This window comes from Sphingobacterium puteale, assembly GCF_050986225.1.
Lineage (GTDB): Bacteria > Bacteroidota > Bacteroidia > Sphingobacteriales > Sphingobacteriaceae > Sphingobacterium > Sphingobacterium puteale.
In genome coordinates, this window is record NZ_CP158959.1 from 5,944,452 (window position 1) to 5,956,492 (window position 12,041).

General features: G+C 40.2%; 12 protein-coding genes. 7 read left to right on the forward strand and 5 right to left on the reverse strand.

What is annotated here, in order from left to right; translation table 11 throughout:
* Position 1: 1 nt before the first annotated feature.
* Positions 2-616: an RNA polymerase sigma-70 factor gene (locus ABTV71_RS24945; RefSeq protein WP_121120511.1), complete on the reverse strand. Its 615-nt coding sequence runs from the start codon at positions 614-616 to the stop codon at positions 2-4.
* A 227-nt stretch (positions 617-843) separates the two neighbouring features.
* Here ABTV71_RS24945 and ABTV71_RS24950 point away from each other — a divergent pair, with 227 nt between their 5' ends.
* From ABTV71_RS24950 to ABTV71_RS24965, 4 genes are all read left to right on the forward strand, one after another.
* Positions 844-2,844, forward strand: coding sequence for a thioredoxin domain-containing protein (locus ABTV71_RS24950; RefSeq protein WP_433903729.1), 2,001 nt, complete (start codon positions 844-846; stop codon positions 2,842-2,844).
* A gap of 37 nt (positions 2,845-2,881) precedes the next feature.
* Positions 2,882-3,379 (forward strand): FKBP-type peptidyl-prolyl cis-trans isomerase, encoded by a 498-nt coding sequence (locus tag ABTV71_RS24955; protein ID WP_121120514.1) that lies wholly within the window; start codon positions 2,882-2,884, stop codon positions 3,377-3,379.
* A 94-nt stretch (positions 3,380-3,473) separates the two neighbouring features.
* On the forward strand, positions 3,474-4,163 hold the full coding sequence (locus tag ABTV71_RS24960; RefSeq protein ID WP_433901442.1) for an SMUG2 DNA glycosylase family protein: 690 nt from the start codon (positions 3,474-3,476) through the stop codon (positions 4,161-4,163).
* Between the two features lie 577 nt (positions 4,164-4,740).
* Positions 4,741-5,475, forward strand: a complete 735-nt coding sequence (locus tag ABTV71_RS24965) for a hypothetical protein (protein WP_433901443.1) — start codon at positions 4,741-4,743, stop codon at positions 5,473-5,475.
* 180 nt (positions 5,476-5,655) lie between these two features.
* Here ABTV71_RS24965 and ABTV71_RS24970 read toward each other — a convergent pair whose 3' ends face one another.
* A complete protein-coding gene (locus ABTV71_RS24970; RefSeq protein ID WP_147430273.1) occupies positions 5,656-5,901 on the reverse strand; it encodes a hypothetical protein in 246 nt (81 codons plus the stop codon).
* 136 nt (positions 5,902-6,037) lie between these two features.
* Here ABTV71_RS24970 and ABTV71_RS24975 point away from each other — a divergent pair, with 136 nt between their 5' ends.
* The gene (locus ABTV71_RS24975; RefSeq protein WP_433901444.1) at positions 6,038-6,187 is read left to right on the forward strand and encodes a hypothetical protein; all 150 of its coding nucleotides are present in this window, start codon (positions 6,038-6,040) and stop codon (positions 6,185-6,187) included.
* On the opposite strand, the gene ABTV71_RS24980 is transcribed toward ABTV71_RS24975, so the two are convergent.
* Complete coding sequence (locus tag ABTV71_RS24980; protein ID WP_433901445.1) at positions 6,160-7,824, reverse strand: hypothetical protein; 1,665 nt, start codon at positions 7,822-7,824, stop codon at positions 6,160-6,162. The genes ABTV71_RS24975 and ABTV71_RS24980 overlap by 28 nt on opposite strands.
* Before the next feature lie 38 nt (positions 7,825-7,862).
* Positions 7,863-8,531, reverse strand: coding sequence for a tRNA (5-methylaminomethyl-2-thiouridine)(34)-methyltransferase MnmD (gene mnmD, locus ABTV71_RS24985; RefSeq protein WP_121120519.1), 669 nt, complete (start codon positions 8,529-8,531; stop codon positions 7,863-7,865).
* Between the two features lie 416 nt (positions 8,532-8,947).
* Between mnmD and ABTV71_RS24990 the strand changes: the two genes are divergently transcribed.
* On the forward strand, positions 8,948-10,207 hold the full coding sequence (locus ABTV71_RS24990) for a dicarboxylate/amino acid:cation symporter (RefSeq protein ID WP_121120520.1): 1,260 nt from the start codon (positions 8,948-8,950) through the stop codon (positions 10,205-10,207).
* Here ABTV71_RS24990 and ABTV71_RS24995 read toward each other — a convergent pair.
* Complete coding sequence (locus ABTV71_RS24995; RefSeq protein WP_433901446.1) at positions 10,204-11,163, reverse strand: lipid A-modifier LpxR family protein; 960 nt, start codon at positions 11,161-11,163, stop codon at positions 10,204-10,206. The two genes, ABTV71_RS24990 and ABTV71_RS24995, sit on opposite strands and share 4 nt — an antisense overlap.
* A gap of 457 nt (positions 11,164-11,620) precedes the next feature.
* Here ABTV71_RS24995 and ABTV71_RS25000 point away from each other — a divergent pair, with 457 nt between their 5' ends.
* Positions 11,621-12,028 (forward strand): cytochrome c maturation protein CcmE domain-containing protein, encoded by a 408-nt coding sequence (locus ABTV71_RS25000; RefSeq protein ID WP_104383916.1) that lies wholly within the window; start codon positions 11,621-11,623, stop codon positions 12,026-12,028.
* The last annotated feature ends 13 nt before the right edge of the window (positions 12,029-12,041 follow it).

The following is a 12,041-nucleotide window of genomic DNA, read 5'->3' on the forward strand; positions in this document are numbered from 1 at the left end:
TTTATATGATAACAAACTGAACAAAAAGTCCTAATGAAAAAAATAAAAAGCCAATTAGGAACAGTACATATACTTCTCGCTTTGCCAATGCAACCCGAATTTTATCATAGGCAATGGTCAAATGATTTTTAACGGTTTTAATGGAGATTCCCAATTGATCCGCAATTTCTTGCTGTTTCATCTTATCGTATTTACTCATGAGAACAATTTTCCGACATTGTGGAGGCAACTCTTCTAATATACTTTCGATCATTAACAATTTGGATTCATATAAAGTCGCGTGATCAGTTTGGTCCGCATCGTCTGCTGGATTCAAATCCTTTAAATAATTCTTATTTCGATCCTTCAGGCGCTGGTTCTTTTTAAGGTGAGTAAGTGAAAGGTTGATGACACTGCGCGATAGATAAGCTCCGAGGGATTGATTAATAACCAGCTTGCCCGCATTTTCCCATAACATCATAAATACATCATTTGTCAGTTCCTCGGCGATCGCTTCATCTTTCAGGTACCGAAAAGACAATGTATATAATTTACAGAAGTAGGCTTTATAAATAGTTTCAAAAGCATCTCTATCTTTATGAACTATCTTTTTGAGCAGCTCAACGTCGTTTGACATAGGACTTTGGTAAAGCTAATAATAATCGTATGTAAAAGTAATCAAATTAATCTGTTCTTATGGAAATGAAAAAATAAAGTTCTTCACCCTTCAATCGAACGCATGATTAAAGACAACGTTCTAAATAACAATAAGATCTCTTCTTCCGAACATTCCTTTTTTAGACGGAAAAACAGAAAGCTATGCTACAACGAACATCTTTCCTCCATTTTCACTACCTTCGTCTTATGGCGAATCAACTTCAGTTTGAAAACTCTCCTTACCTTAAGCAACATGCGCACAATCCCGTGGATTGGATGCCCTGGGGAGCGGACGCCTTAAAAAAGGCGAAGGAAGAAAATAAACTTATTATTGTCAGCATAGGCTATTCAGCCTGCCATTGGTGTCATGTGATGGAACGGGAGAGTTTTGAAAACTCGGCTATTGCACAGACCATGAATAAATTTTTTGTGTCTATCAAAATTGACCGCGAAGAACGCCCTGATATTGACCAAGTGTATATGCTCGCTGTCCAATTAATGACCAATGCCGGTGGATGGCCTTTGAATTGCATCTGCCTACCTGATGGTCGTCCAATTTATGGCGGCACTTATTTCAAACCGCATGACTGGCAGAACATCCTGTTACAGATTGCACAGATGTGGGAAGAAAAACCCGAGGTAGCTTTGGACTACGCCAATAAATTGGAGAATGGAATCCAACGGGCGGAGAAACTTCCCATCCAACCCATTCCCGAACAATATACGCACCAGGATCTCGAAGACATCGTTTTACCATGGAGCGAAACATTCGACCAGAAAGAAGGAGGCTACAAAAGAGCCCCCAAATTTCCCCTGCCCAACAACTGGCTGTTCCTTTTAAAGTATGCTGTTCTAAACGAAGACCAGGCGATCTTGAACCACGTCCATTTTACCCTGAAAAAAATCGGTTCGGGAGGAATCTATGATCAGATTGGCGGCGGTTTTGCCCGATATTCAGTAGACCACTACTGGCATATCCCCCATTTTGAAAAAATGCTTTACGACAACGGACAGCTGCTTTCTCTTTATGCCGAAGCTTATCAACAAAATAAAGATCCATTTTATAAAAGAATTATTGAAGAAACAATTGCTTGGGCAGAGCGTGAAATGCTGGCCCCTAATCACGGTTTCTATAGTGCTTTGGATGCTGATAGCGAAGGCGTCGAAGGGAAATACTACTCTTTTTCGAAAGCTGAATTTAATGAAGTTCTAAGTAAAGATGCGGAATTATTCCGCCGGTATTTTAATATTTCTGAAATCGGAAACTGGGAAGAAGAGCATACAAACGTTCCCATTTGCGCCATTAATGCAGACCAACTTGCCACAGAAGTCAATATGTCACCTGACGAATGGGCAGAGTTTTTAAAAATATCGAAGGCAAAACTTTACGATTATCGGGAACAACGTGTTCGTCCCGGACTCGATCATAAACAATTGACAACCTGGAACGCCCTCTTATTAAAGGGACTGATAGACGCGTATCGAAGTCTTGGCAATACGCATTTTTTGGATCTCGCATTGAACAATGCAACATTCATTTGTGAACAACTTATTCAGGAGAACAGCTATATATTACATCAACCGCAGGATGCAAACCGTGCAATATCAGGTTTTCTGGACGATTATGCTTTTACGATAGAAGCCTTTATAGCTTTATATGAAGCGACATTTGATCAAAAATGGTTGGTCATCGGACGTCAGCTTGCTGACAAAGCCATCGCATTGTTTTATGATCCCGAACAAAAAACATTCTACTATACTTCTATAGAAGCGGAAGAGCTAATCGCCCGAAAAAGTGAGATCATGGATAACGTGATTCCCTCTTCTTCCTCAACGATGGTCCGTCAGTTGAAACGTCTGGGTTTACTTTTCGACGATGAAAATTATACCGCCATAGCTGATCAGTTGTTGGCGAATGTATTTCCTCAAATCAAAACTTACGGTTCCGCGTATTCAAATTGGGCAATATTATTGCTAGAAGAAATATATGGGATCAATGAAATTGCATTGACAGGCGAGGGGGCATTAGCTTTTCGCTCTGAACTGGATCAATATTATATACCCAATAAAATAGTTCTCGGCGGGACGGAAGAAAGTCTTCCACTCCTGGAGAATAGAATCGGAAAGGAAACAAAAGCATATCTTTGCAAAAATAAGACCTGTAGTCTTCCACAAGATTCCATAACAGCGTTAATAAATTATATTTAATAAACGGTAGTCCAAGGCTACCAAAAATCAAAATCAGATGGCTATAAAAGCAAACGACGTCGTAGCATTGACTTACAGACTTCACACAGTAGAAAACGGTGAAAAAGTTTTCGTTGAAGAAACAACTGCAGAACAACCTTTAGACTTCTTATATGGTGTAGGTATGATGTTGCCTAAATTTGAAGAAAACATCGCTGACTTAAATGTAGGTGACAAAGCTTCTTTCGAATTGGTACCAGAAGATGCTTACGGTGAAAAAGACGAAAGAGCATTCGCACAATTGCCCGTTGATATGTTCAAAGAAACTGGCTTACCTCCAGTAGGCGAAGTATTGCCTTTGCAAGACAACCAAGGAAACCAATTCCGCGCTGTCGTTGCAGAAGTAACTCCAGAAATTGTTATTGCGGACTTAAATCACCCAATGGCTGGTAAAACGTTGAATTTCGATATCGAAATCTTAACTGTACGCCCTGCTACGGAAGAAGAATTGTCTCACGGACATTCTCATGGTGTAGATGGCACACAAGGTCACTAATCAATGATCAAATAAAACAAAAAAGGACGTTAATCGACGTCCTTTTTTGTTTTACTCGATTCAAAATATGTAACTTGTTTCTAAAACACCCATCATGCCCACATTCGCCGAAAAAGTCATAACATTCAACAAGCAGCTTCATTATCAGGGAGACCTTCCTTCCGATTTTAATGTCATCAACCCCTACCTCGATAACCCCGAAACGCTGGTCGTCATGCAGCAATTTTATAATAAGTATTATAATGACAATCTCAAACGCAAATTTATCATCGGGATCAATCCAAGCAGGCATGGTGCAGGCGTCACTGGCGTGCCTTTTACAGATACCAAACGATTATACAGTGCCTGTGGCATAAAAATGCAATCCGCAAACACGCATGAAATCTCCTCGGTATTTATGTACGATATGATTGAAGCCTATGGCGGGCCTGAGATCTTCTATAAGCAATTTTACATCAATTCCCCCTTTCCCTTAGCCATCGTCAGACATATCAAGCCGGACAGCTGGATAAATGCCAACTATTACGATGATAAGCAGCTTTTTGAAATGGTGAAACCCTTTATGATTGAATCCCTAAAGCAGCATATTTCTATGGGACTGGAAACTGACGAAGTCTTTGTCCTCGGAAAGAAAAATGCGACGTTCCTCGCAAAAATCAACAAAGAAGAGAAACTTTTTGGAGAGATGATCATCCTGGATCATCCCCGTTATATCCAACAATATAAATCAAAAGACAAACAATTGTATATTGACAATTATATCCGATTATTAAGCAGTTTGTAAAATGTGGATAAGTATGTTAATTTACTGAACACCAACCTTATTTATGTTGATAAGTAATCTCACCTATTAAGGCGATATTTTGCTACTTCCTCTATCGGCCAGCTGTAAGTCGTTTAAGTAGGTCCAATAGTGAGTCATTGCTTTACTTTGAGAACCGAGTCCGTGTCTTATCGACTATTTACCCGTCGTTCGAAGATGACTCGAGGCACCTTCGGGCTTTATTCGTACTTGAAAGCAGGTAAAAGCATTTTCCGAGAGGCTTGCTACCGCCTTATCTCCGAGTTTAACTCGGACTCACCACGGACTCATGTCGCTCTCACCACGGATACACCCTAACCCCGATACGAAGATGTATCGAATGAGATACGAAAGGACATCGAAGCAGAAGTCTTGCGTTCATGCGATATTCGCCATAATCTTTACTTGAACGGTTAATCAAAAAAATCCACTGCAAATTTAATAATGGTCATTTACCAGCCATTATCATTTTGGCAAGGCCCAGTACTTACCAATTTTCATTTTTCTAAAAATAAACAATTATTTGTTTTTCAATATCTTAATTACTTAAATTCAACCTATGGCTATTTTAGAAAACGGTAGTTTGAAGGGCTTGGTTGGGAACCTTGTCTTTCGGAAATCAAATGAAAAAACAATTGTGCAAACTGGCCCCGGCCGTAAAACAAAACAAACGCAAGCAACAAAAGCGGCCGCTATAGATTTTGGACATGTTAGCACTGCAGGATCTCGTATCAGAAATATAATGGGGGAAATACACCTAAACATGCATGACAGCTCCATGCACAACCGACTAATCAACCATTTAAAACGAGTAACCCGAGCAAGCAACGCTCCAGTGGGCGAAAAAACAATGCGGAGTGGAAAAATCGATCGTCTCATCAATTTCCAGTTCGTCGAAAAATGCCACATGCACGATTACATGCATTTCGATCCAGAAATAAAATTGTTAGACACAAAGCAAGTCGCCATACAGTTCCCAAAGTTTGACATGCAGAAAGATATTCATCGCCCGAGATACTGCAATCTCATGAAAATAAATTTGATGATCGCCATATTCAATTTCGAAAAGCAGCAATATATCCGCTGGTATAAACACCAGATTCCGATAGACTTACAGGCACCTTCAAAAGATGTTGAATTGGAAGAATTACTATTTGATGCGAACGATCAAGATGCGGAGACAGTGCTTATTGGAATGAATATCGAATACTATGAAAGATTCCGCGAAAATTATTCCCTGCTAAACAATAAAGATTTGCATCCCGCCGCTATAGTAGGTGCGTTTATTATTTAATAAAATCAAGGTATTGGCACGATGGAATGATCCTATACTAAATACATTTTGGGAGAAGCTATAATTTACCCAGAAGCAGTTATTGGATACCACGTACAATAAAGAGAATACCTTAATTGCCTATTATTGATAAAAAACAATAAGTTGCTTAAATCACTAAGGGGAATTTAAATAAACTTGTTATTTCAATTTCTCAATCTCTTCAATTGACAGCCCGATAATATCAGCTATGACCTTGGGTTCAAAACCGCTCTTCAACATCTTTAAGGCCGAGATTCGCTTCTCGGCTTCAGCTTTGGCCCGTTCCTCCTGCCGACCTTTTTCTATTCCCTTTTCCATGCCTTTTTCCATACCTATACGTTCTGCTGTAAGGCGGATACTTTCCGCATCCCTCTTATCCTTAAGGCTCAATTCGTATGCTTTCATATCTTCTGAATTTAGATTTGACACCTCTCCTATGTCAAAGATAAGACCAAAGACATATGTTTGAAAAGATAAAGCCACATGTCCATAAAACTTTTTATCTCAACCTCCTCTTTGCGAAAATTAGGCAATGAAGTTTATGAAAACGCGGAGAATAATCCTTATATTTACCGTATCTGCTGATACAGCATTGCGCGATATTACAGATCTGGTCAATAAAGGTGTGCTATTGAAGACAGATTCAGGGGGCAGAAGTACAAATCACTTCATATCCTCCAATCTACTATAAACCATTGCCTTAAAAGTTCGTTGATGGCTCGACCACGAGTCTGGCTTGAACATTATCTTGATCACATCGCTTTCATAATTTTCCGTTATCTTGAGAATCAGCTGTTCAAGATCGGACGGATCTGTCCGATAATCAATCTGAACTCTAGTCGCAATTATACTCAAGAACCCTAGCTTATCGGTGGCGTATAAATATTTCCAAAATTTTAGCAGTAAAGACAGCTTAACGCGATAATCTACAAGATCAAGCATTTTCTTATAATTCTTTTCGTGCTCCAATATCCGGAAATATAACTCAGCATATTCTTCATGTGCCATATTATTGCGAAGCATACTCAATGTCTTCGTTCTAAATTTCTTATTTAGCTCTTTATCGTTGGAATTGTCCATAATAAAAACATAATCCGCGATATTTGGAGCGCTCGAAAATTTTTCCATTTTAACATAAGCTAGCTTGCTAAAATCTCCATTATCCGCATAGATATCTTCTAGAATGTCCAAAAAAGGTTCATTATATGCTGGATTCACATTCCCAGCGATTACCCTATTGCAATAATCAATGGCTTTGTCGGAATCAAAATGTCGGATTGCTTCTATTAATTTCAGATTATACTTCGCTTCCCATTGGCGGGGCACAAAGTAATCAGCCTTTTCCTCAAACATATTATTCTCAAGCAATACGTCTAAAAAAAAGCCATCAACAACTACAGACATGTGATAGCCCCCTGCTAAAAAAGATGCGATCAGATCTTCTATTTTGGCAGCCAGCAATCGTTTTCGCCCCGCAGTAGAGCTTTGGTAGATCTGTATAAATAATTCCAACATACCGCCCTGTGAGTTTTCCTCCGCCCACATTTTATCCCAATAAGAATTTGTCAATGCGGCCCACTGTATGTCAGAATCAACATGAGCGATGATTTCAGCGATTTTCGAATTTCCGGTTTCAATAAACTTTCTAAAACGCGTACCAGTATAAAAAACGCTATATTCAAGATCCAAAACAGTATTATATACTGCCGAAAACAAATCGATGATCTTTTCATTTCCGATATTCAACGCTAAATACTCCCAAAAAGGCACAAGTGCCTTTTCCCATAACTGCACAATCTTCTTAACTTCCGAAGCTTCTATCTTCTTGCGTTTACCCACCACCGAGACTACTGCATCTTTTAAAATCTTCGCGACATCTGTTGCTTGAAATTCATGCTTATTTTTCCCGAATTTCAGCAGAAACTGTAATTCAATATCTTTATTTGACTTGAAGAGCTCCAAGAGCCAAGAATTAAGCTTTTCCTGCTCAATTGTCAACAACAATTGCTCGCTCGCATTGATCTTTTTGGGTGGAACCTTTTTATTCGTTTTATTTTTAGTGGTTTTAGGACCTGCTTTTGGAGATAAAGCTGAAATAACAGAAAGCTGATGTACACAAAAGGAATCCCGCGAATTGCAATCACAAGAATGTACAATAATAGTATCTTTATCCAGCAGAATGTTGACATCATAGGACTCATCACCCTCATCTACATAAGCGACATAGTTCCCTTTATTGTCAATTTCCTCTAATTCACGAACGCCTAGCTTTTCTGCTTTGGCAAGTTTAGTTGGACTCTGTTTGGATAAAATTTCAGTAATCTTCATAATTTATAATTGATTAAAAGATATGCTAAAGATAACAATCACAATAGTTTTGTCGCCCGCAACATTTCTCTTTTTCCCGGTGCCCCCGGAGCTTTCTCGATGGAAAAACCCAAAGATTTCATACTACGTTTGAGATTACCCGTAATGGCATAAGTAACAAAAACACCGCCCGGTTTAACGAACTGGGCGACATGCGCCAATGCCGCATCGCTCCACATCTCGGGCTGATGTATGGCGGCAAAAGCATCAAAATACACTACGTCAAACTGTTTTTCGGATTGAAAATCCATCAATAAAGTATGAGCAATGTAGAGCTGTAAACGCTCGTGAATTTGTACCGGCTGCTGCAATGCCGCTTCATAGTGACTCAGATAAGCCGACCAGACGCTTGCATCGACGGTCTCATTGTATCCTGTTGCGGCAATGGTTGCTAGCGCTAACGGAAAACCTTCGATTCCGACATAGTCTACCTGAATTGATCTGTCCCGGATATATTCTGCTGTTTGCAGAAAGTTAAGTCCGGTACCGAATCCCACTTCCAGAATGGAGACATCCGAAGCTGCTGTCTGTTGCACATAGTGATCCAAACCGCTTTTGATAAATACATGCCTACTTTCCTGGACAGCACCATGCTTTGAATGGTAGCATTCGCCTATCTCGGCATTGTACAATGTCTTCGAGCCATCTCCCGTTGTTACAAAATCCATGTTCGTCATACTCATTATTAAAAAAATCAAATATCTCTTACGCATCACCGATCTAACAAACGGTGCAGCAGATCAACACAAAAACAGCGTAAGCCTGTAAAGCAGGCAATATTCACATTTTCAGGTTCTCATAGCAACAGTGATGATCTTCTGTAGTTATATCCGCTCAAAGATAAAAAGCTGGCTCAAATAAATCCCAATTAATCTTTATCCAAATGTTATGGAGTGAAACCATCACCATTTCACTTAAACCGAGGAAAACGAACGATTGAATTCACAGATACCTTACCCATTAAATGAGTAAACGAGTTCATTTATGTCAACACGACCAATACTTATAATTAATTTAAATGGATAAAAATAATAGATAAAAAGATTATTTTAGCGTCGTAAACGCTAAACAATCACAGAACCTAATGGCATACTCAGCAAAAACTTTTATACGGAACTATGGCAGCATCCTATTGCTGCTCCTTGGCATCAGTATCGGAAGTTTAATCGGCATATTTTTTCCACATTTTGTGAATAACCTGAAGCCAATTGGGGATATCTTTCTAAACCTGCTCTTTGTCAGCGTCATACCCCTGGTATTTTTTGCGATAGCCTCATCGGTCGCCAATATCGAAGGCGACAGTGTATTAGGTCGTATCATTGGCATGATGTCGCTGGTATTTGTGGTCGGGATTGTCGTTGCCGGTGTTAGCAGCGTTATTTTCCTCTATCTGTTTCCCGTCAGTTCAGACCTTCCGATTGAGCAGGCCAAAGATGTCATCGATACAGCTGCACAGGATTCCTGGGGCGAGAAAATGGTCCGGTTCCTGACTGTTAGTGAATTTTCCAGTCTATTGTCCCGCCAGAACATGCTGGCCTTTGTGATATTCTCATTTTTAGTGGGTATCGCCACACGCAGATCCGGTGCTTCTGCTGACATGTTCCGAAAATTTATCAATTCCGGAAATACCGTCATGGGCAATTTATTGGTCATGGTCATGAATCTTGCTCCGGTCGGACTCGGCGCTTACTTTGCCTACCAGGTCGGTACACTTGGTCCACAGCTCTTTGGGTTCTATGCCAAACCCATCGGCCTGTATTACATCTTTGGTATACTTTATTTCTTTGCAATATTTAGTTTATTTGCCTTTCTGGCATTTGGCTTCAAAGGCATCAAACGATACTGGAAGAACAATATTTTACCTTCTCTGACTGCACTCAGCAGTTGCAGCAGTCTCGCTACCATGCCGGCCAACTTACTGGCAGCAAAACAGATTGGCATACCCGATACCGTTGCCAGTGTCGTCATCCCTCTAGGCACAACCTTGCATAAACATGGTTCAGCCATCGCCTGTATCTTTAAAATTTACATTGCGTTGCTGTTGAGCGGACAAGATTTTTTTGTACCTGCCAATCTGATTATGGCTGTCGGGATTACCTTGCTGGTCAGTATCGTTGCCGGTGGTATTCCAAACGGTGGATATATCGGCGAGATGCTCATCATATCGGTTTATCAAATGCCGACAGAAGTCATCCCCTCGATTATGATTATTGCGACTTTAGTAGATCCGTTGGCGACGATGCTCAACGCGACCGGCGACACCGTGGCTGCGATGTTGACCACCAGACTCATCGGACAGAAACTCTCCGACCCGATCACCGAAACAACAGTAAATAACGGCTAAAAGCGATAAGCAAAGAATATCTGTCCGTATTGATGTCGATGAAAGACAGACTTAAGTTCCTTGGAATTGAAAATATAATTAATGCCGTAATTGACCTTGTGGTTGGACCAGCTGAAGCCTATCCGGTGACTTAACATCCAGGGTTCAATCTGATATAATGCTCCGATAGGATCATCCTTCCCCAATCCGCCCTGTATCGTGGAGTTATAAAAAACGCGAGCAAAACTAGGTTGATAAACAAAATACCATTCCTTCTCGTTGTCACTTCGGCCCTGCGTCAAATGTCCATGGGTAAAGGTCGAAGCGTGGTACGGTTTAAGTTTACCTGCACGTATCGGAATTCCAGCTTCGATATTGCTATTGTTCATGCCCAGAACTCCTCTTCCTATCACACCAAGATCGAAGGACTGCGATTCATTCCGGTACATTCCTTTCAGATATTTCGCCTGCAGATCCACACCAAAGGCATTGCGCAATTCCGTTTCCCAACCTGTGGCCTCATACATTCCAAAAAGATGGTGGATAAACTTCTGCGCATCCTCACCGTATGACCGGGATCCGATTTGCCCAAACTCCACTTTCAATTCAACAGCTTGCTCTGCCTTCAAAAAATGGGTCGCCGCTGCGCTCAAATACAGGTACCCCGCAAAAGGCCGGTCATATTTCTTATTTCGCTGACGGTAATCCATCATGCTAATACCATTGTAGATCCGTTGTCCAAGTTCAAAGTCCAGTACTGTATTTGAAATTTCTGATGTGCCACTTGGCGGTAGTGCAATGCGATAGTTGACATTGATACCATTGGTATAATACCTGTCCTGGCCGATCAATAGATAGACATCGTTGTCATTCTGAATAGAAAGCTCCTGATTGCGCGACCTCACCTGCCCAAAAACCAAAAAAAATGGAAATATAATTCCATATAAGAGCAGTAACGACCGCAAAGCAACACTCATATTAACAGGCAATTGTAAAATTCATGCGATATAAACTGCGACAAAATATTAAATCTCGACTTAAATTATTCAAAAGCATCCAAATATACCTCATTTTTTCAGATACAACAATCTATTTAGAACAAATATAAATAATGTCGAAAAGTTGCATTATTCCTTTCTTCGCAAATCTATTTGTAATTTTGCATTCGATTAAGTGTCAGTTATTGTCAAAATGATCGCATGCAAAGCGCTCTTTGATGTTGACACCTAATTCATTTTAGGGGAAACATGAGATCTCTGAAGGTGGTCGCAATACATAAACAAATAATACGAACGAAACTGTCAATAAGTGCTCTCTTGTTCAGATCATATCCCGAACAGTTGCTCATGATAGCTTCATCGCAAACAAAACCGCCGAAGGCAGCATGAATGCCTTAAAGAGGAAATAGACTAAACGAACAAACAAATTAAACGGATGAAAAAAAGTTCCATCATTCTAATCGCTATTATTGCAGTGGCAATTGCCATGATACTTGTTATCTATACGGATTCAAGTACCTACTCGACATTTTCCGAGGCAAAAGAAAAGAAAACAGAACTATATGTGGTCGGCCAGCTCAACAAAGATAAGGCGCTCCACTATGACCCAAAGACAGATGCCAACAAATTCAGCTTTTTCATGTACGACAATGATGGTACAGAGTGTGAGGTTGTCTTCAGAGGTGCAAAACCTCAGGACATAGAGCGTTCAGAACAGATTGTATTGACTGGTAAAATGGACGGTAATGTGTTTAGAGCGAGTAAAATATTGATGAAATGTCCTTCGAAATATAACGATAAATCGGTCGTGACGGAAATCAATGCCACAGCTTTCAATAATTAATCTGTAAAATCAA

Coding starts and splice junctions, on each gene's coding strand:
- ABTV71_RS24945 (WP_121120511.1), bottom strand. CDS start 616: ATGTCAAACGACGTTGAGCTGCTCAAAAAGATAGTTCATAAAGATAGA.
- ABTV71_RS24950 (WP_433903729.1), top strand. CDS start 844: ATGGCGAATCAACTTCAGTTTGAAAACTCTCCTTACCTTAAGCAACAT.
- ABTV71_RS24955 (WP_121120514.1), top strand. CDS start 2,882: ATGGCTATAAAAGCAAACGACGTCGTAGCATTGACTTACAGACTTCAC.
- ABTV71_RS24960 (WP_433901442.1), top strand. CDS start 3,474: ATGCCCACATTCGCCGAAAAAGTCATAACATTCAACAAGCAGCTTCAT.
- ABTV71_RS24965 (WP_433901443.1), top strand. CDS start 4,741: ATGGCTATTTTAGAAAACGGTAGTTTGAAGGGCTTGGTTGGGAACCTT.
- ABTV71_RS24970 (WP_147430273.1), bottom strand. CDS start 5,901: ATGAAAGCATACGAATTGAGCCTTAAGGATAAGAGGGATGCGGAAAGT.
- ABTV71_RS24975 (WP_433901444.1), top strand. CDS start 6,038: ATGAAAACGCGGAGAATAATCCTTATATTTACCGTATCTGCTGATACA.
- ABTV71_RS24980 (WP_433901445.1), bottom strand. CDS start 7,824: ATGAAGATTACTGAAATTTTATCCAAACAGAGTCCAACTAAACTTGCC.
- mnmD (WP_121120519.1), bottom strand. CDS start 8,531: ATGGATTTTGTAACAACGGGAGATGGCTCGAAGACATTGTACAATGCC.
- ABTV71_RS24990 (WP_121120520.1), top strand. CDS start 8,948: ATGGCATACTCAGCAAAAACTTTTATACGGAACTATGGCAGCATCCTA.
- ABTV71_RS24995 (WP_433901446.1), bottom strand. CDS start 11,163: ATGAGTGTTGCTTTGCGGTCGTTACTGCTCTTATATGGAATTATATTT.
- ABTV71_RS25000 (WP_104383916.1), top strand. CDS start 11,621: ATGAAAAAAAGTTCCATCATTCTAATCGCTATTATTGCAGTGGCAATT.